Origin of the sequence: Streptomyces sp. NPDC049597, assembly GCF_040675505.1 — a bacterium.
GTDB lineage: Bacteria > Actinomycetota > Actinomycetes > Streptomycetales > Streptomycetaceae > Streptomyces.
In genome coordinates, this window is the sequence record NZ_JBFAOY010000002.1 from 11,141 (window position 1) to 32,111 (window position 20,971).

Consider the following 20,971-nt stretch of genomic DNA (forward strand, 5'->3'; position numbering starts at 1 on the left):
ATTTCGGCCTCGTCGAGCGCTGGGCCCACGGGCGGGATCTCAGCTTCGGGGGGCTGGGCTTGCCGGCTGGCTCGTTCAGCCTCGCCGGCGTTTGAGGCGTGGGGTTCGGGGCGGCGCCCCGACGACGGGGTTGCGCGATGGGTCCCGGTGGCAGGGCATCTCCTGCGGGTGCGTCGTCAGTCTCCCTCTTCGGCTCGGCGGCCGTGGCCGGCGGAGTGCCCCGGACGGGCTGGGAACACGCCCCGCCGGGGGCTGGGCTTGCGGGCTGGGCACGTTCGGCCTCGCGGGCCGTTGGGCCCGCGGGCCGGGCGGGTTGCGGCTCGTCGAGTGCTGGGCTTGCCGGCTGGCTCGTTCAGCCTCGCCGGCGTTTGAGGCGTGGGGTTCGCGGCGGAGCCCCGACGACGGGGTTGCGCGACGGGTCCGGTGGCAGGGCATGCCCTGCGGGCACGTCCTCGATCTCCCCTTACCGGCCCGGCGGCCATACGTGGTGCCTCCAGAACGGGCTGAAAGGCACGCCCCCGCAGCCGCCCGCCACGTTACGGAACTCCCGTACGCGGTACCTTCGGCCCCAGCAGCAACACACAGGCCGCCGCAGGCATGCGGCACCGGCAGGGCGGAGTCACAGCGTGAGCGTCAGGACGACCGAGTGGGCCGACCCGTTCGGAACGGCGCGGCTGCGGCGCGGTGTGCTCGACGCGTGGGCGGCCAGCCCGGCACGCTTCCGGGAGGACGCCAACGCCGAGGAGGACCTCGCGCTCGGCGGCTACCGGGACCGGCTCGTCGTCGAGCTCGCGCAGAACGCCGCCGACGCCGCCGCCCGCGCCCAGGTGCCCGGGCGGCTGCGCCTCACACTGCGGCCGGGCACGGGCGGCGAGCCCACCGTGCTGGCCGCCGCGAACACCGGCGCGCCGCTCGACGCGACCGGCGTCGAGTCGCTGAGCACCCTGCGCGCCTCCGCCAAGCGCGAGGGCCACGAGACGTCCGTCGGCCGCTTCGGCGTCGGCTTCGCCGCCGTCCTCGCGGTCAGCGACGAGCCCGCCGTCATCGGCCGCCACGGCGGTGTGCGCTGGTCCCTGGCCGAGGCGCGGGAACTCGCCTGGCATGCGGCCGAGGCCAGCCCCGGTCTCGGCGACGAACTGCGCCGCCGTGACGGCCACGTGCCGCTGCTGCGGCTCCCGCTGCCCGCCGAGGGCAGCGCGCCCGAGGGGTACGACACGGTCGTGGTCCTGCCGTTGCGGGACGGGGCCGCGGTCGATCTCGTGGAGCGGCTGCTCGCCGGGATCGACGACGCTCTCCTGCTGACGCTCCCGGGACTCGCCGAGATCGTGATCGAGACGCCGGACGGCGTACGGGAGTTGCGGCGCAGCACGCACGGCGCCTACGTACGGGTCGAGGACAGCACCCGCGGCGAACGGCGCTGGCGCGTGGTGAGTCACGCCGGGCCGATCGAGTCCGCGCTGCTCGCCGACCGGCCCGTCGAGGAGCGGCTGCGCCCGCACTGGTCCGTCACCTGGGCCGTGCCCGTCGAGGTCGACGGGGCCCCGGCCCGCCCGGACACCGCGCCCGTCGTCCACGCGCCGACGCCCACCGACGAACCCCTGGGCGTACCCGCGCTGCTGATCGCCTCGCTGCCGCTGGACACGACGCGCCGGCACCCGGCGCCCGGACCGCTGACCGACTTCCTGGTGGAGCGCGCGGCCGACGCGTACGCCGAACTGCTCGGCGAGTGGCGGCCGGTGAGCACCGGCACGATCGACCTGGTGCCCGGCCCGCTCGGCAAGGGCGAGCTGGACGGGAGGCTGCGGGCGGCGATCCTCGCGCGGCTTGCGCGTACGGCGTTCCTGGAGGCCGCCGCGCCGTGGGAGCACACGGACGACGACTCCGGTCTGCCCGGCCGCGAGGCGCACCGGGCCCTGCGGCCCATCGAGGCGGAGGTCCTGGAGGGCGCGGGCGCCGAGACCGTACGCGTCCTGGCCGACGTGCTGCCGAGCCTGCTGCCCGCCGGTCTCGAGCGCCGGGTCGAGTTGCGCACGCTCGGTGTCGCGCGGGTGCCGCTGACGGAGGCGATCGACCGCCTCGCCGGTCTGGAACGCGAACCCGGGTGGTGGCGCAGGCTCTACGACAGCCTCGCGGGCGTCGACCCGGACCGGTTGTCGGGTCTGCCCGTGCCTCTCGCGGACAACCGGACGACCATCGGCCCCCGCCAGACGCTGCTCCCTCTCGCGGACACCCCGCCCCACCTGGCCCGTCTCGGGCTGAAGGTCGTCCACCCGGACGCCGCGCACCCCCTGCTGGAGAAGCTGGGCGCACTGCCCGCGACTCCGCGCGCCGTGCTGACGACGCCGCAGGTGCGGACGGCGGTGGCGGCGTCGCTCGACGAGGGAGAGGTCTGGTACGACGGAGTCGGGGAGGACGCAGCGGACACCCTCGACGCCGAGGAACTGGCCGAGACCGTCCTCGCGCTCGTGCGGGACGCGGAGCTGGAGCCCGGTGACGAGCCGTGGCTGGGCGCGCTGGCGCTGACGGACGAGGACGGGGAGCTCGCGCCCGCGGGCGAACTCGTGCTGCCCGGCAGCCCGTTCGCCTCGGTCATGCGCGAGGGCGAACTCGCGCTGTGCGACGCCGAACTGGCCGAACGCTGGGGCGAGCAGCCGCTCGCCGCCTGCGGCGTCCTCGCGAACTTCGCCCTGGTCCGGGCCTCGGACGTGGTCCTCGACCCCGACGAACTCGAGCCCCGCGAGGGCGACTTCGCCGAGCCGGACGACGCCGGGCTGCTCGACGCGGTCGACGTGTGGTGCGAGGACGTGCTCGACCGGCTGCCCGAGACACCGGTGCCGCCGGTCGCCACGGAGATCGTCGCGGTGCGCGACCTGGATCTGGTGGACGACGACTGCTGGCCACAGGCCCTCGCGCTGCTGGCGCAGCCGCCGCTGCGGGACGCGCTGACGCAGCCCGTACGCATCCTGCTGCCGGACGGCACGACGCAGACGGTGCGGCCGTACACGGCGTGGTGGCTGCGCGACCATCCGGTGCTCGACGGCCGCCGCCCCGCCGGCCTGCGCGCGGCGGGCGCGGACCCGCTGCTGGAGGGCCTGTACGAGTCGGCCGACACGACCGGCTTCGAGGACGCGCAGGTGCTGCACGCCCTCGGCGTACGGACGTCCGTCGCGGCGCTGCTCGACGAGCCGGGCGGCGCGGCGGAGCTGCTGGCGCGCCTCGCCGACCCCGGCCGCCCGGTGCGCGCCGACCGGCTGCACGCCCTGTACACGGCGCTGGCCGACCTCGACCCGGAGCAGGTCACGCTCCCCGACGAGCTGCGGGCCGTGGTGGACGGCGAGGTGGTGGTCGTGGACGCGGGCGACGCGGTCGTGGCGGACACCCCGGACCTGCTGCCGCTCACCGCAGGGCTGCCCCTGCTCCCGGTGGCGCCCTCGCGCGCCGCGGACCTGGCCGAGCTGTTCCAGGTGCGCCGCCTGAGCGAGGCGGTCACGGCGGAGGTCACGACCGAGGGCGAGGAGCACGAGGTCCCCGAGTCCGTACGGACCCTGCTGGGTCCCTCCACGCCCGCGACGTACGTCGAGCACGAGGAGCTGATCGCGGGCGGCGTCGAGCTCGACTGGCGCCGCACCCCGGACGGCGTGCTGCACGCCGCGACGCTGGAGGGCGTGGCGGCTGCCCTGGCCTGGTCGACGGCCCAGTGGCCGCGCCGCTTCGAGGTGGCGGCGCTGCTGGAGGACGCGTCCCGGACGGTGGAGCTGGAACGGGCGCGCTGGTTCGACGCGTAGCGGCTCACCGGGCAGGCGGGCGGGCCGGACGCGTTCCCCCTTTGACGAGGGCCCAGCGAGCCACGGCGACGGGAAATCGGAGAAAGTCCAGGAACGGGCCCCCTCCCGCGAACAGCGGGAGGGGTGCCTCTTTCTACTCGGGAAGCCCGAGGGGCAGGATCCGCAGGGAGCTCCGTGCTTCTGAGTCCGGATATCCCTCGTGGTCCAGGCTCGGGGGGCCGGCGAAGAGCGTGGACAGATCGCCGTCGCGGGTCAGGTCGAGGATCAGGCGGGGACTCTTCCGCGAGGTGGCGGTCAGGCGGACGGTGTACGTCGGTCCCGAGCCGGTGACGACGTCGACCTCGGTCTTGGTGAGCAGGTCGCTCCACGGCACGGCGTTCGCGGTGCGGCCGGTCCTGAGACGTTCCCGCACGGCCTCTGCGACGATCTCCGCCGCCTGCTTCGACAGGGCGGTGCGACAGGCGGTCTGGCCGAGGCGGGCGTCGTCGGTGCCCGTGACACCGGCGGCCAGCACGTACGTACCCACCTCGCCGCTCGCCGTGAGGTCGCTGTCCAGGAGCGCGGCCAGCGGCGTACCCAGGCACTCCGCGCTCGCCCGGTACCTCTTGTCGGTGGCGAGGGTGTCGCCCTTGCCGTCGGCGGTGAGTTCGTCGGCGAGGGCGCCGTTCGGGGCGCGGACCACGGTGCCGCCGCCCACGCCGAGGACGTTGAACTCGCCGGCAGGGGAGAGCGCGGCGAGCGGGCCGGTCGGTTGGATCCTGTCATCCGGGGCCAGCCGCCAACGGTCCAGCGGTCCGATCGTGCCGTCCTTCCTGCCGTCGAGCTTCCGTGCTCCCGCTTCGACCGCGGCCGTGTCGGCGCCGTCGAAGCGTCCGGCGGAGCGGCCGCGCCCGATCTGCAGGGCGCGGTCCGCCTTGCCGCCGTCCAGCCCGAGGGTCCGCCTGACGACGCCCTGGCGCACGGCCGTCGACGACCATCCGTAGCCGTACAGCGGCGACGTGGGGTCGTCCGGTGCCATCCCGGCGGCGCGCTGCGCGGCCAGGTCCCCGAACTCCACGTAGCCCTGGTTGGCGAAGCGGACCTGGGACAGGGCGGTCACCAAAGGGGTCTCGGGGGATTCGCTGCCGCGGTTCTCCGGGGGCTCGTCGCCGCAGCCACCGGTCGCGAGAACGGCGACGGCCGCACCGGCCGTCAACAGCGCACCCCTTCGCCGTCGCTGTAGTGCCATGCCCGGTCTCCCTCTGTCGTGCTCCGCGGCGATCGCAGGCCATGCAAACACCGGGGCCGGGGCGTATCCGCCGCTGTGCTTCGGCCGTGACGATTCCGGTACGGCACGGGGACGCGCACGTACGCCCAGGCGGCCGGGGGCCGAGTGCCGAGCACGACGGGAGCGGCCGGCGTCGGGACCTGACGGCCGGTCGGCCACGGTCCCGCACGGGTGAGGTGCCCGGCCCTACCCCGGCATCCGCCGCCCCACCACACGCCAGGCGAACTCCAGCAGCGCAGCACCGCACCCCGCGATCGCCACCGCCGTCCACGGCATCGTCACGCCGACCAGCTTCAGCGCGAAGAAGTCCTGGAGCCACGGGACGGCCAGCACCAGCAGGAAGCCCGCGCCCATCGTCGCCACCAGGCCGATCCGCCACCATGTGTAGGGCCGGGCGATGATCGCGAGGACCCACATCGCGACCAGGAACAGCGTCAGCGTCGCCGCGCTCGTCTCCGCGTCCAGCGCGCCCGGGCCGCTGTAGTGCGAGCGCGCCAGCAGGTAGGTCGAGAACGTCGCCGCCGCCGCGATCAGGCCCGCCGGGATCGCGTAGCGCATCACCCGCCGTACGAAGTGGGGCTTGGCCCGCTCCTTGTTGGGCGCCAGGGCGAGGAAGAAGGCCGGGACGCCGATGGTGAGCGTGGACAGCAGCGTCAGGTGCCGGGGGAGGAACGGGTACTCCACCTGGGAGCAGACCACGAGGATCGCGAGGAGGACGGAGTACACCGTCTTCGTCAGGAAGAGCGTGGCCACGCGCGTGATGTTGCCGATCACCCGGCGGCCCTCGGCCACCACGGACGGCAGCGTCGCGAAACTGTTGTTGAGCAGGACGATCTGCGCCACGGCGCGCGTGGCCTCCGAGCCGGAGCCCATCGAGACGCCGATGTCCGCGTCCTTCAGCGCCAGGACGTCGTTGACGCCGTCGCCGGTCATCGCGACCGTGTGGCCGCGGGACTGGAGCGCGCCCACCATGTCGCGCTTCTGCTGCGGGCTGACCCGGCCGAAGACCGCGTTCGCGTCGATCTCCGCGCCCATCGCCGACCGCTCGGCCGGGAGCCGGCGGGCGTCGACCGTACGGGCCGAGCCCGGCAGCCCCAGCTTGTCCGCGACCGCGCCGACCGCGACCGCGTTGTCCCCGGAGACGATCTTCGCCGCGACGTTCTGGTCCGCGAAGTAGCGCAGGGTCGCGGGCGCCTCGGGCCGCAGCCGCTGTTCGAGGACGATCAGGGCCGCCGGTTTCGCGCCGTCGGCCGGGGACGGCGCGTCGAGTCCCTCGGCGGCCCTGGTGAGCAGCAGCACCCGCAGGCCCTGCCGGTTGAGGGCGTCGATCTCGTCGAGGGCCGGGTCGTCGTCCGGCAGCAGGACGTCGGGCGCGCCGAGCAGCCATGTGGACGTCTCCCCGTTGCCCTCGCTGAAGCTCGCACCGCTGTACTTGCGCGCCGAGGAGAACGGCAGCGACTCCGTGCAGCGCCACTCCTCGCTGTCCGGATACGCCTCGATGATCGCCTGCAGCGAGGCGTTCGGCCGGGGATCGGACTCCCCGAGCGCACCGAGCACCTGCCGTGCGTACGCCTCGTCCGTCCCGCCCAGCGGCCGCAGCTCCGTGACGTCCATCCCGCCCTCGGTGAGCGTGCCCGTCTTGTCGAGGCACACGACGTCCACGCGGGCCAGGCCCTCGATCGCGGGCAGTTCCTGGACGAGGCACTGCTCGCGGCCGAGGCGGATCACGCCGATCGCGAAGGCGACCGACGTCAGCAGCACGAGCCCCTCGGGGATCATCGGCACGATGCCGCCGACGGTGCGGGCGACCGAGTCCTTGAGGTCGGTGTCCTTGACGACGAGCTGGCTGATGATCAGGCCGATCGCGGTCGGGACCATCATCCAGGTCACGTACTTGAGGATCGTGGAGATTCCGGAACGCAGCTCGGAGTGGACGAGCGTGAACCGCGACGCCTCCTCCGCGAGCTGGGCCGCGTACGCCTCCCGGCCCACCTTCGTCGCCGTGAACGCGCCGCCGCCGGCCACGACGAAGCTGCCGGACATCACCTGGTCGCCCGGCTGCTTGAGCACCGGGTCGGCCTCGCCGGTCAGCAGCGACTCGTCGATCTCCAGGTTGTCGGCCTCGGCGAGCTCGCCGTCGACGACGACCTTGTCCCCCGGCCCGAGTTCGACGAGGTCGCCGAGCACGATGTCGGACGTCGAGACGGTGGAGGCGACGCCGTCGCGCCGTACGCGCGGTCTCGCCTCCCCGATGACGGCCAGGGAGTCGAGGGTCCTCTTGGCGCGCAGCTCCTGCACGATGCCGATGCCGGTGTTGGCGATGATCACGAAACCGAAGAGGCTGTCCTGGATCGGCGCGACGAAGAACATGATCACCCACAGCACGCCGATGATCGCGTTGAAGCGGGTGAGGACGTTGGCGCGGACGATGTCGACGACAGAGCGCGAGCTGCGCACCGGCACGTCGTTGACCTCGCCGCGGGCCACGCGTTCGGCGACCTGGTCCGCGGTCAGCCCGGTCGCGGGAGCGGTGGCCGACGGCTTGGGGCGCGGTGGCTGCCGGGGGCGTACGGGGTCGAGTTCGGCGCCCGTGTCGACGACGGGTCCGCGGGGCTCCTCGCCGTCCATGTCGGTCTCCGCCCGCTGCGTCATGGTTTCGACGGTACGGCGGGCGCGGGCGCTTCACCCCCCGGGCGGGCGCAGGACCGGACCGGAGGAGGACGCGAAAGGTCCCGAGATCCTACGGGCCGGGGGGTCCGGCGGAGTTCCGCGGGCCGCCCCGCGGTCGCTCGCGGACCGGGCGGTCGTGCGTCAGGTCCCCGGCCCGGCCTCGGGCGGCCCGGCCGCTTCGACCTCGCGTGCGTCCCGGTCCCGCTTGATCGCCGCGTCCCGGCTGCGCACGTACCAGATGCCGATCAGGCCGAGGCCGCCACCGGCCAGGCAGGTCCACACCCACCAGGTCAGGTCGCGGTCGGCGAACCAGCCGTAGAAGGGGACCTGGGCGAGGAACATGACGAACCACAGGATCGTGCCGCCGGTGATGGTGGCGACGACCGGCCCCTCAAGGGGCTCGGGTGCCTCGTGCCTGGGGGTCCATTTCGCCATGCGCACAGTGTAGGTGCGGGTAGGGAAGCGGCTGCGAGGCCCGGGGCCCGCGGGGTCTACGCGCGGAGATACCGATTTTCGCCTTTATGCGTTCATACTGAACGAGTTTGTGCCAGACCGGTTTCCTTCGTATGAACCTCTTGCGTGTCCCCCACGGGAACCGGGTGAGAAAGGTCCCGCATGTCCCCCACGGCCACCGCCGAGGTCGCTTCCCCCGGCCTGCCCCCCACGCCCCCGCAGCCCGTCGGCGGCCTGGACCGCTTCTTCAAGATCTCGGAGCGCGGCTCCACGGTCGCGCGCGAGGTCCGCGGAGGGTTCGCCACCTTCTTCGCGATGGCCTACATCCTCGTGCTGAACCCGATCATCCTCGGCAGCGCCAAGGACATGTACGGTCACCAGCTCGACGGCGGCCAGCTCGTCACCGCCACCGTCGTCACGGCGGCGTTCTCCACGCTCCTCATGGGCGTCATCGGCAACGTCCCGATCGCGCTCGCCGCCGGACTCGGCGTGAACACGGTCGTCGCTCTCCAGCTCGCGCCCCAGATGGCGTGGGCCGACGCGATGGGCATGGTGGTGCTCGCGGGCTTCGTGGTGATGCTGCTGGTGGCCACCGGCCTGCGCGAGCGCGTGATGAACGCGGTGCCGCTCGGGCTCCGCAAGGCGATCGCCATCGGCATCGGCCTGTTCATCATGCTCATCGGCCTCGTCGACTCCGGGTTCGTCACCCGTATTCCCGACGCCGCCCACACCACCGTGCCGCTCCAGCTCGGCACCGGCGGTCACCTGCTCGGCTGGCCGGTCCTGGTCTTCGCCCTCGGCACGCTGCTCACCCTCGCGCTGATCATTCGCAAGGTGCCGGGCGCGATCCTCATCTCGATCGTCGTGATGACCGTCCTCGCGGTGATCGTCAACGCCGTGGCGGACGTCGCGTCCTGGGGTCTGACCACGCCCGAGTGGCCCGGCAACCCCGTCTCGACCCCCGACTTCGGGCTGCTCGGCCAGGTCAGCCTGTTCGGAGGCTTCGAGAAGGTGGGCGTGCTGACCGGTGTCCTGTTCGTCTTCACCGTGCTGCTGTCGTGCTTCTTCGACGCGATGGGCACGATCCTCGCCGTCGGCGACGAGGCCGAGCTGATGGACGAGGACGGCAACTACCCCGGCATCAACAAGGTGCTGGTCGTCGACGGCCTCGCCGTCGCCGCGGGAGGCGCCGCCTCCTGCTCCGCCAACACCTGCTTCGTCGAGTCCACTGCCGGTGTCGGCGAAGGCGCCCGTACGGGACTCGCGTCCGTCGTGTCGGGCCTGCTGTTCTCGCTGGCGCTGTTCCTCACGCCGCTCGCGACGATGGTCCCGTCCCAGGCGGCGACGCCCGCGCTGGTGGCGGTCGGTTTCCTGATCCTGGCCGGTTCCGTCAAGGACATCGACTGGAGCGACTTCACGATCGCCGCGCCCGCGTTCCTGGCGATGGTGATGATGCCGTTCACCTACTCGATCACGCACGGCATCGGCCTCGGCTTCATCGCGTTCAGCGTGCTGCGGCTGGCGACGGGGCGCGGGCGCGAGGTGCCCGTCGCGATGTACGCGGTGTCGGCCGTGTTCGTCTTCTTCTACGCGATGCCGGCGCTCGGTCTGACGTGAGCCGGGGCCGTCAGGCCATCCCGTAGAACTTCTCCGTCTCGTCGACGGCCGCCTTGAAGCGTTCGTCGAAGTCGTCGCGAATGAGCGTTCGGACCACATAGTCCTGGACGCTCATTTGTCGTCTGGCGGCGTGCTGCCGGAGCCGGTCGAGCAGCTCACCGTCTATCCGCAGGCTGAGCACTGTCGATCCCATACGGGCCAGGGTCGCCGGACCGCCGGAGCCCGTGGGTCACTTTCGGACTCAGTCTCACTCATATGGGTGATACATCGATCAAAACCGTGACCAGTGGGGCAGATGGGGACTGGTCTTTAGCGAGGGTAATGAGTTATGCTAATGAACATGCCTGACCTGTCCCACGGTACTGACGCCGACGTCGCCGCAGTGAACGCGCTGCGCTCCGCCGTCATGCGGCTGGGCCGACGCCTGAAGCACCAGCGCGTCGACGAATCGCTGAGCCCGACCGAGATGTCCGTGCTCGGCACCCTGGCCGGCTGCGGCTCGGCCACCCCTGGTGAGCTGGCCCGCAAGGAGCACGTCCAGCCGCCGTCGATGACCCGGATCGTCGCGCTCCTGGAGGCCAAGGGACTGGTCCGGCTGGAGCCGCATCCCGAGGACCGCCGGCAGAAGGTGGTCAGCCAGACCGAGCAGGCCGAGGCCATGCTCGAAGAGAGCCGCCGCAAGCGGAACGCCTGGCTGACGTCCCTCGCCGAGGGCCTCGACGAGGACGAGTGGGCCACGCTGCGCGCCGCCGCCCCCGTGCTGGAGAAGCTCGCACATCTGCCGTAACCGCCGACGCCGAGGAGGCGAACCCCTTTGAGTACGGGATCCGGAGCAGACTCCGCCCCCGCACCGACCGCCAACGACTCCACAACCGACCGACCCGACCGCAAGCAGACCATGTTCAGCTCGCTGAGGATCCGTAACTACCGGCTCTTCGCGACCGGACAAGTGGTCTCCAACACCGGCACCTGGATGCAGCGCATCGCCCAGGACTGGCTGGTACTGAGCCTGACCGGATCCGCCTCCGCCGTCGGCATCACCATCGCGCTGCAGTTCCTCCCCATGCTTCTGTTCGGCCTGTACGGCGGTGTGATCGCGGACCGCATGCCCAAGCGGCGGCTGCTTCTCGTCACCCAGGCCGCCATGGGCCTCACCGGCCTGGCGCTCGCCGTGCTCACGCTCAGCGGCCACGTCCAGGTCTGGCACGTCTACCTCACGGCGTTCCTGCTGGGCCTCGTCACCGTCGTCGACAACCCGGCCCGGCAGTCGTTCGTCGCCGAGATGGTCGGCCCCGACCAGCTGCGCAACGCCGTCTCGCTGAACTCCGCGAACTTCCAGTCCGCCCGGCTGGTGGGCCCCGCCGTCGCCGGTGTGCTCATCACCGCCGTCGGCAGCGGCTACGCCTTCCTGCTCAACGGCCTGTCCTTCCTCGCGCCCCTCGTCGGACTGCTGATGATGCGGCCCTCCGAACTCCACAAGGTGGAGCGAGCGCCGCGCGGCAAGGGCCAGCTGCGCGAGGGTCTGCGCTACGTCGCGGGCCGGCCCGAGCTGATCTGGCCGATCGTGCTCGTCGGCTTCATCGGCACCTTCGGCTTCAACTTCCCGATCTGGCTGTCGGCCTTCGTCGACGACGTCTACCACTCCGGTGCCGGCACGTACGGCCTGCTGAACACCCTGATGGCGGCCGGTTCGCTCGCGGGCGCCCTGCTCGCGGCCCGGCGCGGCACGTCCCGGCTGCGGATGCTCGTGGGCGCGGCGGTGCTGTTCGGTGTGCTGGAGGTCGTCACGGCGTTCGCCCCGGCGTTCTGGATCTTCGCGGCGCTGATGGTCCCGATCGGCATGTTCGGCCTGACGGTCAACGTCACGGCGAACTCCAGCGTCCAGATGGCGACGGATCCGCTGATGCGGGGCCGTGTGATGAGCCTGTTCATGATGGTGTTCACGGGCGGCACGCCGGTGGGCGCGCCGCTGGTGGGCTGGGTCACCGACACGTACGGCGCGCGCGTCGGCTTCGCGGCGGGCGGCGCGGTGGCGGCGCTCGCGGCGGTGGGCGTCGGCGTGATGCTGGCCCGGGTCGGCGGCCTGCGCCTCTCGGTGGGCTGGCACCGCGGCCACCCACAGGTGCGCTTCGTGGAACGGGACCGCCTGGCGACTGCGGCGTAGGCGGCCCGGGGGCCGCGGGGACGGGGGCGCTTTCCCCGACCCCGACCCCCGCCTTACGGCCTGGCGGCCGTGGGCGGTACCCCCTCGAAACCGGGGGCGCTGCCCCGTGTCCCTTTCGGGCTCCGCCCCTGGGCGTGGCTGCTGCGGGTGGGGCCTGCGGCGAGGGCCTTCCCCACCCCGCCCCTCCCCGAACTGGGGCTTCGCCCCAGACCCCGCACCGCGCTTCGCGCGGTGTCCTCGACCTCCCCCTACGGCCTGGCGGCTGTGGGCGGTACCCCACCTGGCAACCGAGGGCGCTGCCCCGGTCCCCCTTCGGGGGTTCGCCCTGGGGGGTGGCTCCTGCGGAGGGCGCTTTCCCCGACCCCGCCCTCCCCCTACCGCCTGGCGGCCGTGGGGGCAGCGCGGGGCGCGGGGGCGGAGCCCCTGAATGCAGCCCCGCCGGCGATTGAGGCGCGAGGCCTGGGACGGAGCCCCGACGAGAGCGCCGCGTACGAGAAGCCCCGCCGGCGTGGAAGGCGCGGTGGCTCCGGAAGGCGGAGTCACCGGGTGGGGAACGCGGCACACTGGGCGCATGAGACTCTTCGCCGCCGTCCTCCCGCCCGAACCCGCCGTGGACGAACTCGGGCTCGCCGTCGACCGGTTGAGCGGCATGGCCGGGGCCGACCGGCTGCGGTGGACCGCGCGGGACGGGTGGCACTTCACGCTCGCGTTCATGGGCGAGGTCGGCGACGACCTCGTGCCCGAGCTGCGGGAGCGCCTCGCGCGGGCCGCGCACCGGACCGAGGCGTTCCCGCTGCGCCTGCACCGCGGCGGACGCTTCGGGCGGCGCGCCCTGTGGGCCGGGGCCGCCGGCGGGCTGGACGCGATGCGGCTGCTCGCCGAGCGCGCCGACGCTGCCGCCCGCCGCTCCGGCATCGACATGGACGAGCACCGCAGCTACCACGCGCACCTGACCATCGCCCGCGCCCGCGAGGACACGGACCTGCGCCCGTACGTCGAGGCGCTCGACGACTTCGAGGGCTCCCCCTGGCACGTGGAGGAGCTCTCGCTGGTCCGCAGCAGCCTCCCGGGCGGCGGCGCGCCGGGTGCGCATCCGCGCTACGAGGTGGTCGATTCCTGGCCGCTGAAGCCCGCGGGTTAACCTCGACGGGTGAACCCGAAGACTCGCAACCAGATCATGGCCGCCGTTCTGGTGCTCATGTTCGTGATCATCGCCGTGGCGGCCCTGGCCGGCGAATAGCCCGGTCACCGCCGCCACGGCGCGCCTGCGGCGTCACCAGGCGAAGGCCTCCGGCGAGGGCCCCGGGCCAGGGAAGATCTCGTCCAGGGACGTGAGGACCTCCTCGGACAGCTCCAGTTCGACCGCCCGCAGCGCGGACTCCAGCTGGGCGGCCGTGCGCGGGCCGACGATGGGGCCGGTCACTCCGGGCCGCGTCAGCAGCCACGCCAGCGCCGCCTCGCCCGGCTCCAGGCCGTGCTTCTCCAGCAGGTCCTCGTACGCCTGGACCTGGGCGCGCACGGCCGTGTTGGCCAGCGCGTCCGCCGAGCGGCCCGAAGCGCGCCGGCCGCCCCCGACCTCCTTCTTGATCACGCCGCCGAGCAGTCCGCCGTGCAGCGGCGACCAGGGGATGACCCCGAGGCCGTACTCCTGCGCGGCCGGGATGACCTCCATCTCTGCGCGTCGTTCCGCGAGGTTGTACAGGCACTGTTCGCTGACCAGCCCGTACGAGCCGAGCCTGCGCGCGGTCTCGTTGGTCTGGGCGATCTTCCAGCCGGGGAAGTTGGAGGAGCCGGCGTAGAGGATCTTGCCCTGCCCGATCAGGACGTCGATCGCCTGCCAGATCTCCTCGACGGGCGTGCGGCGGTCGATGTGGTGGAACTGGTACAGATCGATGTAGTCGGTCCGCAGCCGCTTCAGCGAAGCGTCCACGGCGCGGCGGATGTTGAGGGCGGAGAGCCGGTCGTGGTTGGGCCACGGGTCGCCGTCGGCGGCCATGTTCGCGTAGACCTTGGTCGCGAGCACGACCTTGTCGCGGCGGTCGCCGCCCTTGGCGAACCAGTTGCCGATGATCTCCTCGGTGCGGCCCTTGTTCTCGCCCCAGCCGTACACGTTGGCGGTGTCGAAGAAGTTCAGGCCCGCGTCGAGTGCGGCGTCCATGATGGTGTGACTGGTGGGTTCGTCGGTCTGGGGCCCGAAGTTCATCGTCCCCAGGACGAGTCGGCTGACCTTGAGTCCGGTGCGTCCGAGCTGCGTGTACCTCATGGAGTCCAAGCCAACTGCTTCGAGTCCACTCCAGGCAAGGGCGCGCGGCCCGGTGTCACGGGTGGCGGCGGCCGGTGTCCGCGTCCGCGCGGTGCAGCCGGGCTGTGGCGCCGTCCTCGCCACCGCCCCGCCCGCCTCCCGCCCCGCCATGGAGGCCACCGCCGAGCGCCTCGGCCACGTGCCGGCCGCCGTCGCCAAGCTGGCCACCTCGCCCCACCTGCTCGACGGCTTCCTGACGCTCAGCGCGGCCTTCGGACAGACCACGCTCGAACCGCTCGCCCGCGAGACCGTCGTCATGACAGTCGCCGTGCGCAACGAGTGCCACGTCTGCGTCGCCATGCACACCGGAAAGCTGCGGACCCTCGGCGCCGGCCGGGAGCTGATCGCCGCGCTGCGCGAGCGGCGCCCGCTGCCCGACGAACGACTGGAGGGGGTACGCCAGTTCACGCTGGAGGTGCTGCGCACGGCGGGCGCGGTCGGCGACGGCGAGCTGCGTGCCTTCCTCGCCCACGGGTTCACCCCGCAGAACGCCCTGGAGGTGGTCATGGGCATCGGCACGTACACGATGTCGACGCTCGCCAACCGCCTGGTCCGCGCCTAGACGGACGACGGGTTCCGGCCGTTGTCGGGGCGTGCGGCGTGTGCCGCTCGCCGCGCCGTCCGGTGACAGAGGGGCGGTTCACGGTGACACCGACGGCGCGGGAGGGCCGGCGGATGCCGTACGCCCGGACGGCGGGAGCTCCGGACGGGACCGGCGGACCGGGGTGAGCAGCGCCAGGGCCGCTGTGAGCAGGAGGCTCGCACCGGCCGCCAGGCACACGGGTGCTGTGCCGTGGCGCTGTGCGGCCCAGGTGAGAAGCGCCGCGCCCGCCGGGGCCGCCGAGTAGTGGAGGGTCCAGAACGCCGAAGTGACCCGGCCCAGCAGGTGGTCGGGAGTCACCTCCTGGCGCAGGGACATGGAGCAGGTCCCCGCGATGCCGACACAGCACAGGAAGGCGGCCGTCAACGCGGCGACACCCGGAACGCTTCGGGCGGAGCCGATGCCCGCGACGGCGACCGCGCAGACCGCGACGGCGCCGATCCATGTCGCACCGAAGCCGAGCCTGCGCCGGAAACGGGCCACCAGCAGGGCCCCGGTGATCGTGCCCAACGCCCCGGCCGCGAAGACCGTGCCGACGGTGCTGTCGCCGCGGCCGAGGTCGTGCTTCAGGTGGTAGATGAGCAGGTCGTTCAGGCCGAGCGTCAGGAAGCTGAAGAAGGACAGCAGGACGGTCAGGGCCCGCAGCACCGGGTGCCGACGGAGGAAGGACACCCCGGCGAGCAGGTCCTTGCCCAGCGTCAGCCGGACCCTGTCCTGCGCCGATGTGCGGTTGCGGAACCGTACGAAGGCCAGGCAGGCGGCCGACACGCCGAAGCTCGCCGCGTCCACGCCGACCGCGGCCGCCGGGCCGAACCAGGCCGCCACCACACCCGCGCATAGCGGGCCGACGACCCCGGCCGCCGCGGCCGTCGCGTTGAGTCTGCCGTTGGCCTCCGTGATGCGGTCCCCCGGGACGAGGGCGCGTACGACGGTGACGTACGTGACCGAGAAGAGCATGCCGACGGCCTCGGCCAGGGGCAGCACCACGTACAGCAGCCAGACCTGCGGACCGAACGCCCACATCAGGGGAATGAGCCCGTAGAGCGCCATGCGGCCCAGGTCGCAGGCGATCAGCAGCTTCCTGCGGTCCACCCGGTCGACCACGATCCCCGCGAAGACCCCGGCGACCACCGACGCCGCGCCCGCGACGGCGGTCAGCAGACCCATCTGCGCCACGGACCCCGTCTCGTGCAGGACGAGGAGGGGGAGCGCGATGAGAGCGAACGAGTCCCCGATGACGGAGAGGGTCTGCGCGACCCAGAAGAGGCCGAAGTCGCGGTTGCGCCGAGGGGGCCGGGACCGGTTCATCAACGGTTCGTCATCGGGGACTTCGGGCATCCGGCGAGCATAGGACGGTGCCGGCGGCCCCCGCCTGGCCTTTTCGGGCGGGCAGGGCCGGCCAGTACGAGGAGAGGGACGTGCCGGCGGTCCGCGTATGGCCGTCGACGTCCTGACGGTGGCCGACAGAGCCCGTGAGGCCCGGGCCGTCAGGCGGCGGCCCGGTACGGGCGGCCCACTCCCCACGCCTGGTGCATCGCGTCGGCGAACGCGGCCGCCAGCTTGTGTTCGCCGGTCGGGCCCGGGTGGGTGCCGTCGTAGGTGTCCCGGTGGATGTCGTACGACGGCGGGCGCGAGGCGAGCAGGATCGGGGACGCCGGTGTGTCCAGGTCCGCGACCGCCTTCGCGAGGAGCACGTTGAAGCGGTCGCACTCGGCGGCGAACGGGGCGTCGGACTCGGCGCGGACGTTGGGGATGACCGGCAGCAGGACCATGCGCACATGCGGGTCGGCCTCGCGGGCCCCGGCGACGAACTGCCGTGCGTTCGCGGCCGTCTGGTCGCTGTTGGTGTAGAAGCCGAGGTCTATCAGGCCGAGGGAGACGAGGAGGACGTCGGCCCGGCAGGCGGCGACCGTCTCCCCGATGACCGGGGCCATGTGGAGCCAGCCCTCGCCCCAGCCCGCGAGGTGGCGACGGGCCTGCTCGGGGAAGGACGGATCGGCGTACGCCGTCGACACGGGGGCGTTCGCCTCGGTGTCGTACAGCGTGGTGCGCGGGCCGACGATCTCGTACGGCTCGCCGAGGGACGCGAGGTGCTGCCACATCCGGTAGCGCCAGCTGTAGTCGCCGGCGCGTCCGATGGTCATGGAGTCGCCGACGAACAGGAAACGCATGGGCGACATCATCGCCGAACCCGTCGGTAACCCGTCAGGGATCGGCGATGTGAGGCTGGACACGGCCCCGCCCCGCAGGGGCAGGATGGGCCGATGGCGACCGACACCCTGGTGCACCGGCTCGATCTCGGCTACTTCGTCCGCTCCGCGGCCGAGGCGGGCGGCCCGCATCCGCGGGTCGAGCCCGCTCTCGCGTATCTGGTGCGCACCGACGGCGAGTTGATCCTCTTCGACACCGGGATCGGTGCGGGGCACGACGGCGTCGAGGCGCGGTACAGGCCGCGGCGCAGGCCCCTCGGCGAGGCGCTGGCCGCGGTCGGGGCGCGACCGCGGGACGTCTCGCTCGTCGTGAACTGCCACCTGCACTTCGACCACTGCGGCGGCAACCCGCTGTTCGCCGGGGTGCCGATCGTGGTGCAGCGGGTCGAGCTGGCGACGGCCCGGCGCGGCGACTACACGCTCGACCACCTGGTCGACTTCCCCCGAGCCCGCTACGAGGAGCTGGACGGCGAGGCCGAGATCCGGCCGGGGGTACGGGTCGTGCCCACGCCCGGGCACACGGACGGGCACCAGTCCCTGGTGGTCGAACGCCCCGGCGGGGCATACGTGCTGGCCGGACAGGCGTATGACACCGCGTTCGATTACGGTGCGGCCGACTTCGCCCGGCGGGCCGCCCGCGACGGCGTGGCGCAGCCGCTCCCGCCGTACCCGGCGTGGATGGAGCGACTGGCCGGCTTCGACCCGGCGCGGGTGCTGTTCGCGCACGACTGCGCCGTGTGGGAGCCGTCGGGCCGCTGACGGGCCGCTGAACGGTCACGGAGGAGCCGTCGGGCCGCTGACGGGTCGCTGAACGGTCACGGAGGAGCCGTCGGGCCGCTGACGGGTCGCTGAACGGTCAGGGGCGGGTCAGCAGCGCCACCAGCCGTCCGACCTGCTCGCGCGGGTCCGGCGCACCGGGCCACGTGGTCATCAGCAGGTGGTGGACCGTGCCCACCAGGGCGAGCGCCGCGGCGTGCGTGTCCAGACCGGAGGGGACGCGGCCGAGGGAGCGTTCGGCGTCCAGGTAGCGGGTGACGGACTCCTGGATCGCGGCGAAGCCCGGCGCTCCGGACGCCATCGCCTCGCGGAAGCGTTCGGCCGCGCCGGGGCGGGTGAGGGCGAGGCCCGAGAGGTCCGGTCCGGTGGCGGTGAGCAGGGCGGTGGCGACGCCGGAGAGGTTGACCGCGACCGTGTCCGTGCCCGCGCGGACGGGGAGGTCCGCCGCGAGCGCGGCCGCGCGGCCGAGGCGGTCCAGGACCAGTTCCGCGACGAACTCGTCCAGTCCGCCCGCGAAGTGCGCGTGCAGCAGGCCCTTGGAGCAGCCCGCCTCGTCCGTGATCGCCCTGCTGGTCAGGGCGCCGGGGCCGGCCGCGGCGACGACGCGTTCGGCGGCGGCGAACAGCCGCTCGCGGGCGTTGGGTACGGCGACTCCGCGCGGTGACATCCGGATTCCTCCCAGCAGGGCATGGACAGTATGGGCGCTTGCCCATACTGTTTGGGCGTACGCCCATACTAGTCGGGAGGCACTGTCGTGCAGAACGTCGTCAACACCGAGCAGGAGCAGGCGTGGAACGGTTACGAAGGCGCCCACTGGGCCCGCCATCAGGACCGCTGGGACGCCGTCAACGAGGGGTTCACCGAGCCCCTGCTCACCGCCGCCGCGATCCGGGACGAGGACACCGTCCTGGACATCGGCTGCGGCGCGGGGGCCACCACCCGCCTCGCCGCCCGGCGCGCGGCCGGCGGCCGGGCCACGGGCCTGGACCTGTCGGCCCCGATGCTGGAGCGCGCCCGCGCCTCGGCCCGCGCCGATAACCTCGGCAACGTGGCCTTCGAGCGCGGCGACGCCCAGGTGCATCCACTGGCGGGCCGTGCCTTCGACGTGGCCATCAGCCGCTACGGGGTCATGTTCTTCGCCGACCCGGTCGCCGCCTTCGCCAACATCCGCGCCGGCCTGCGCCCCGGCGGCCGCGCCGCGTTCGTGGTGGCCGCGGACGCCGGGGACAACGAGTGGCTCCAGGCCCTCGCCCGGCTGCGGGACCTGCTGCCCCTGGGCGGCTTCGGGGCGACCGGCGGGCCGGGCATGTTCTCGCTCGCCGACCCCGACCGCATCCAGGAGGTGCTGGCGGGGGCGGGGTTCGACGGGATCGCGGCCGAGCGGGTGGAGGCGTACGGGAGGTGGGGGAGCGATGCCGAGGACGCCGCCGCGTTCCTGCTGGGCTCGGGGCCCGGACGGCATCTGCTCGCCCAGGTCGACGAGGCCACGGGCGAGCGGGCCCGGCGCGCACTCGCGGACGTCCTGCGCGCACACGAGAAGGACGGCGCCGTCCGGCTGCGCAGCGCGGCATGGCTGGTCACCGCCGTGCGCCCGTAGCGGCCGGGAGCGGAGGTGGCAGGCTGGGGGCATGCGTTCGCTTCCGTACGTCACCGGCCTCGCCGCCGCGCTCCTCCTCGCCGCCGCCGTGCCCGCCGCCGCGGAGGACGATGGCGGGTTCACCGTCGAGGACCCGAGGATCACCGAGTCCAGCGGGCTCGCGGCGAGCCGGGCGCACCCCGGCGTCTACTGGACGCACAACGACCAGGACGAGCCCCGCGTCTTCGCCGTCGACTCGGCGACGGGCGAGACGGTGGCGACGATCACGCTGCGGGGCGTGGGCACGCCGCGGGACATGGAGGCGATCTCCGTCGGCGCGGACGGGAACGTCTACGTCGGCGACATCGGCGACAACCTCGACGGCAGCTGGGACCACGTGTGGATCTACCGCTTCCCCGAGCCGTCGCGGCTGCGCGACCGGACGGTGGACGCCACGCAGTTCGTCGTGAAGTACGCCGACGGCCCGCGCGACGCCGAGGCGCTGATGGTGCATCCGAAGACCGGCCGCGTGTACATCGCCTCGAAGAACGAGGAGGGGGGCGGGCTCTACGAGGGCCCGGCCACGCTCAGCGCGTCGGGCACCAACACCTTCCGGCGGATCGGCGAGGTGCCGTGGGTGACCGACGGCGCGTTCTCCCCGGACGGCGAGGAGCTCGTACTGCGCTCGTACTTCAGCGCCCGCGGCTACGCCTGGGAGAACGGCCGCCTGGGCGCCGACCACCGGGTGCGCGCTCCGATCCAGGGGCAGGCGGAGTCGGTGACGTACACGCTCGACGGCAAGGCGCTGCTGTTCGGCACGGAGGGCGAACGCAGCCGCGTCGAGCGGGTGGTGGTGACGTCGGGGGACGAGGGCGGTTCCGGCGGCGGTGACACGGCACGGCCCGGTGGCGGCGATGCGGCCGGAGCCGACGGCGGGGGCGAGGAGGCGGGCGTGACGACGTACGGTCTGCTCCTGCTCGGCGGCGGGGCGCTGCTGTGGTTCGCCCTGCGCCGCCGGCGCCGCTAGGCACCGTCCGCACCGACGGCCCCCTCGCCGTGGGCCGGGGCGCTGACCAGGGGCGGACCCGCCCGCGGTCGACCGCCGAGCCGGTCGGGCAGAGACTGGAAGAGGCAGTGGATCAACGAAGCGGGACCGATCGGCCGTGGAGGCGATCATGACGGCGACCACGCGTGAGGACACCCCCGTCGTGCTCGAGGGCGGCGGTGTCGAGGTGCGGATCAAGGAGGCCGGCGGTGACATGTCCGTCGCCTTCCTCCACCTGCCCGAGGGGACGGACATGGGGCCCGCGCTCAAGGGGATGCCCGGGGACCTGTGCCAGTGCCCCCACTGGGGATTCCTGTTCAAGGGCCGGATCAGAATGCGGACCGCTGCGGGCGAGGAGACCTACGAGGCCGGTCAGGCGTACTACTGGGGGCCCGGTCATGCTCCCGAAGCCCTGGAGGACACCGACGTGGTGGAGTTCTCGCCGACCGCGGAGTTCACCGAGGTGATCGACCACGTCAAGGCACAGATGGGCTGAGATCCGCG

General features: G+C 73.1%; 18 protein-coding genes. 10 read left to right on the top strand and 8 right to left on the bottom strand.

Going from position 1 to position 20,971, the window contains the following annotated elements:
* The first annotated feature begins 626 nt into the window (after positions 1-626).
* The gene (locus AB0K02_RS03940) at positions 627-3,785 is read left to right on the top strand and encodes a molecular chaperone Hsp90 (RefSeq protein WP_365990763.1); all 3,159 of its coding nucleotides are present in this window, start codon (positions 627-629) and stop codon (positions 3,783-3,785) included.
* Between the two features lie 133 nt (positions 3,786-3,918).
* Here the strand turns inward: AB0K02_RS03940 and AB0K02_RS03945 are convergent, their stop codons facing one another.
* From AB0K02_RS03945 to AB0K02_RS03955, 3 genes are all read right to left on the bottom strand, one after another.
* Entirely contained in the window at positions 3,919-5,013 is a 1,095-nt protein-coding gene (locus AB0K02_RS03945; RefSeq protein WP_365990764.1) for a hypothetical protein, read from the bottom strand.
* Positions 5,014-5,238: 225 nt separating this feature from the next.
* Positions 5,239-7,704 (bottom strand): HAD-IC family P-type ATPase, encoded by a 2,466-nt coding sequence (locus AB0K02_RS03950; protein ID WP_365990765.1) that lies wholly within the window; start codon positions 7,702-7,704, stop codon positions 5,239-5,241.
* A 159-nt stretch (positions 7,705-7,863) separates the two neighbouring features.
* Positions 7,864-8,157 carry a DUF2530 domain-containing protein gene (locus tag AB0K02_RS03955; RefSeq protein ID WP_365990766.1) on the bottom strand — a complete coding sequence of 98 codons (294 nt, stop codon included), beginning with the start codon at positions 8,155-8,157 and terminating at the stop codon, positions 7,864-7,866.
* A 180-nt stretch (positions 8,158-8,337) separates the two neighbouring features.
* Here AB0K02_RS03955 and AB0K02_RS03960 point away from each other — a divergent pair, with 180 nt between their 5' ends.
* Entirely contained in the window at positions 8,338-9,792 is a 1,455-nt protein-coding gene (locus AB0K02_RS03960; protein WP_307714864.1) for an NCS2 family permease, read from the top strand.
* Positions 9,793-9,802: 10 nt separating this feature from the next.
* On the opposite strand, the gene AB0K02_RS03965 is transcribed toward AB0K02_RS03960, so the two are convergent.
* Positions 9,803-9,985, bottom strand: coding sequence for a ribbon-helix-helix protein, CopG family (locus AB0K02_RS03965; RefSeq protein ID WP_365990767.1), 183 nt, complete (start codon positions 9,983-9,985; stop codon positions 9,803-9,805).
* A 147-nt stretch (positions 9,986-10,132) separates the two neighbouring features.
* On the opposite strand from AB0K02_RS03965, the gene AB0K02_RS03970 reads away from it, so the two are divergent.
* The 3 genes from AB0K02_RS03970 (at position 10,133) to thpR (ending at position 13,097) form a co-directional block, all read left to right on the top strand.
* Complete coding sequence (locus AB0K02_RS03970; protein WP_365990768.1) at positions 10,133-10,579, top strand: MarR family transcriptional regulator; 447 nt, start codon at positions 10,133-10,135, stop codon at positions 10,577-10,579.
* Between the two features lie 27 nt (positions 10,580-10,606).
* Positions 10,607-11,956 (top strand): MFS transporter, encoded by a 1,350-nt coding sequence (locus AB0K02_RS03975; RefSeq protein WP_365990769.1) that lies wholly within the window; start codon positions 10,607-10,609, stop codon positions 11,954-11,956.
* 571 nt (positions 11,957-12,527) lie between these two features.
* Entirely contained in the window at positions 12,528-13,097 is a 570-nt protein-coding gene (gene thpR / locus AB0K02_RS03980; RefSeq protein WP_365990770.1) for an RNA 2',3'-cyclic phosphodiesterase, read from the top strand.
* A gap of 132 nt (positions 13,098-13,229) precedes the next feature.
* On the opposite strand, the gene AB0K02_RS03985 is transcribed toward thpR, so the two are convergent.
* The gene (locus AB0K02_RS03985; RefSeq protein ID WP_365990771.1) at positions 13,230-14,219 is read right to left on the bottom strand and encodes an aldo/keto reductase; all 990 of its coding nucleotides are present in this window, start codon (positions 14,217-14,219) and stop codon (positions 13,230-13,232) included.
* A gap of 148 nt (positions 14,220-14,367) precedes the next feature.
* Here AB0K02_RS03985 and AB0K02_RS03990 point away from each other — a divergent pair, with 148 nt between their 5' ends.
* Positions 14,368-14,820 (top strand): carboxymuconolactone decarboxylase family protein, encoded by a 453-nt coding sequence (locus AB0K02_RS03990; RefSeq protein WP_365991004.1) that lies wholly within the window; start codon positions 14,368-14,370, stop codon positions 14,818-14,820.
* Positions 14,821-14,898: 78 nt separating this feature from the next.
* Here the strand turns inward: AB0K02_RS03990 and AB0K02_RS03995 are convergent, their stop codons facing one another.
* Positions 14,899-16,197, bottom strand: coding sequence for an MFS transporter (locus AB0K02_RS03995; protein ID WP_365990772.1), 1,299 nt, complete (start codon positions 16,195-16,197; stop codon positions 14,899-14,901).
* Positions 16,198-16,346: 149 nt separating this feature from the next.
* Complete coding sequence (locus AB0K02_RS04000) at positions 16,347-17,030, bottom strand: GDSL-type esterase/lipase family protein (RefSeq protein WP_365990773.1); 684 nt, start codon at positions 17,028-17,030, stop codon at positions 16,347-16,349.
* Between the two features lie 93 nt (positions 17,031-17,123).
* On the opposite strand from AB0K02_RS04000, the gene AB0K02_RS04005 reads away from it, so the two are divergent.
* On the top strand, positions 17,124-17,828 hold the full coding sequence (locus tag AB0K02_RS04005; protein ID WP_365990774.1) for an N-acyl homoserine lactonase family protein: 705 nt from the start codon (positions 17,124-17,126) through the stop codon (positions 17,826-17,828).
* A 97-nt stretch (positions 17,829-17,925) separates the two neighbouring features.
* Here AB0K02_RS04005 and AB0K02_RS04010 read toward each other — a convergent pair whose 3' ends face one another.
* Entirely contained in the window at positions 17,926-18,513 is a 588-nt protein-coding gene (locus AB0K02_RS04010; protein ID WP_365990775.1) for a TetR/AcrR family transcriptional regulator, read from the bottom strand.
* A gap of 87 nt (positions 18,514-18,600) precedes the next feature.
* Between AB0K02_RS04010 and AB0K02_RS04015 the strand changes: the two genes are divergently transcribed.
* From AB0K02_RS04015 to AB0K02_RS04025, 3 genes are all read left to right on the top strand, one after another.
* Complete coding sequence (locus AB0K02_RS04015; protein ID WP_365990776.1) at positions 18,601-19,443, top strand: methyltransferase domain-containing protein; 843 nt, start codon at positions 18,601-18,603, stop codon at positions 19,441-19,443.
* Positions 19,444-19,474: 31 nt separating this feature from the next.
* Positions 19,475-20,449: a WD40 repeat domain-containing protein gene (locus AB0K02_RS04020; protein WP_365990777.1), complete on the top strand. Its 975-nt coding sequence runs from the start codon at positions 19,475-19,477 to the stop codon at positions 20,447-20,449.
* 148 nt (positions 20,450-20,597) lie between these two features.
* A complete protein-coding gene (locus AB0K02_RS04025) occupies positions 20,598-20,963 on the top strand; it encodes a hypothetical protein (protein ID WP_365990778.1) in 366 nt (121 codons plus the stop codon).
* Positions 20,964-20,971: the final 8 nt, after the last annotated feature.

What these genes read in the sequence shown, in the direction of transcription:
- AB0K02_RS03945 (WP_365990764.1), bottom strand. Translation starts at nt 5,013, where the DNA reads ATGGCACTACAGCGACGGCGAAGGGGTGCGCTGTTGACGGCCGGTGCG.
- AB0K02_RS03950 (WP_365990765.1), bottom strand. Translation starts at nt 7,704, where the DNA reads ATGACGCAGCGGGCGGAGACCGACATGGACGGCGAGGAGCCCCGCGGA.
- AB0K02_RS03955 (WP_365990766.1), bottom strand. Translation starts at nt 8,157, where the DNA reads ATGGCGAAATGGACCCCCAGGCACGAGGCACCCGAGCCCCTTGAGGGG.
- AB0K02_RS03960 (WP_307714864.1), top strand. Translation starts at nt 8,338, where the DNA reads ATGTCCCCCACGGCCACCGCCGAGGTCGCTTCCCCCGGCCTGCCCCCC.
- AB0K02_RS03965 (WP_365990767.1), bottom strand. Translation starts at nt 9,985, where the DNA reads ATGGGATCGACAGTGCTCAGCCTGCGGATAGACGGTGAGCTGCTCGAC.
- AB0K02_RS03970 (WP_365990768.1), top strand. Translation starts at nt 10,133, where the DNA reads ATGCCTGACCTGTCCCACGGTACTGACGCCGACGTCGCCGCAGTGAAC.
- thpR (WP_365990770.1), top strand. Translation starts at nt 12,528, where the DNA reads ATGAGACTCTTCGCCGCCGTCCTCCCGCCCGAACCCGCCGTGGACGAA.
- AB0K02_RS03985 (WP_365990771.1), bottom strand. Translation starts at nt 14,219, where the DNA reads ATGAGGTACACGCAGCTCGGACGCACCGGACTCAAGGTCAGCCGACTC.
- AB0K02_RS03990 (WP_365991004.1), top strand. Translation starts at nt 14,368, where the DNA reads ATGGAGGCCACCGCCGAGCGCCTCGGCCACGTGCCGGCCGCCGTCGCC.
- AB0K02_RS03995 (WP_365990772.1), bottom strand. Translation starts at nt 16,197, where the DNA reads ATGCCCGAAGTCCCCGATGACGAACCGTTGATGAACCGGTCCCGGCCC.
- AB0K02_RS04000 (WP_365990773.1), bottom strand. Translation starts at nt 17,030, where the DNA reads ATGCGTTTCCTGTTCGTCGGCGACTCCATGACCATCGGACGCGCCGGC.
- AB0K02_RS04005 (WP_365990774.1), top strand. Translation starts at nt 17,124, where the DNA reads ATGGCGACCGACACCCTGGTGCACCGGCTCGATCTCGGCTACTTCGTC.
- AB0K02_RS04010 (WP_365990775.1), bottom strand. Translation starts at nt 18,513, where the DNA reads ATGTCACCGCGCGGAGTCGCCGTACCCAACGCCCGCGAGCGGCTGTTC.
- AB0K02_RS04020 (WP_365990777.1), top strand. Translation starts at nt 19,475, where the DNA reads ATGCGTTCGCTTCCGTACGTCACCGGCCTCGCCGCCGCGCTCCTCCTC.
- AB0K02_RS04025 (WP_365990778.1), top strand. Translation starts at nt 20,598, where the DNA reads ATGACGGCGACCACGCGTGAGGACACCCCCGTCGTGCTCGAGGGCGGC.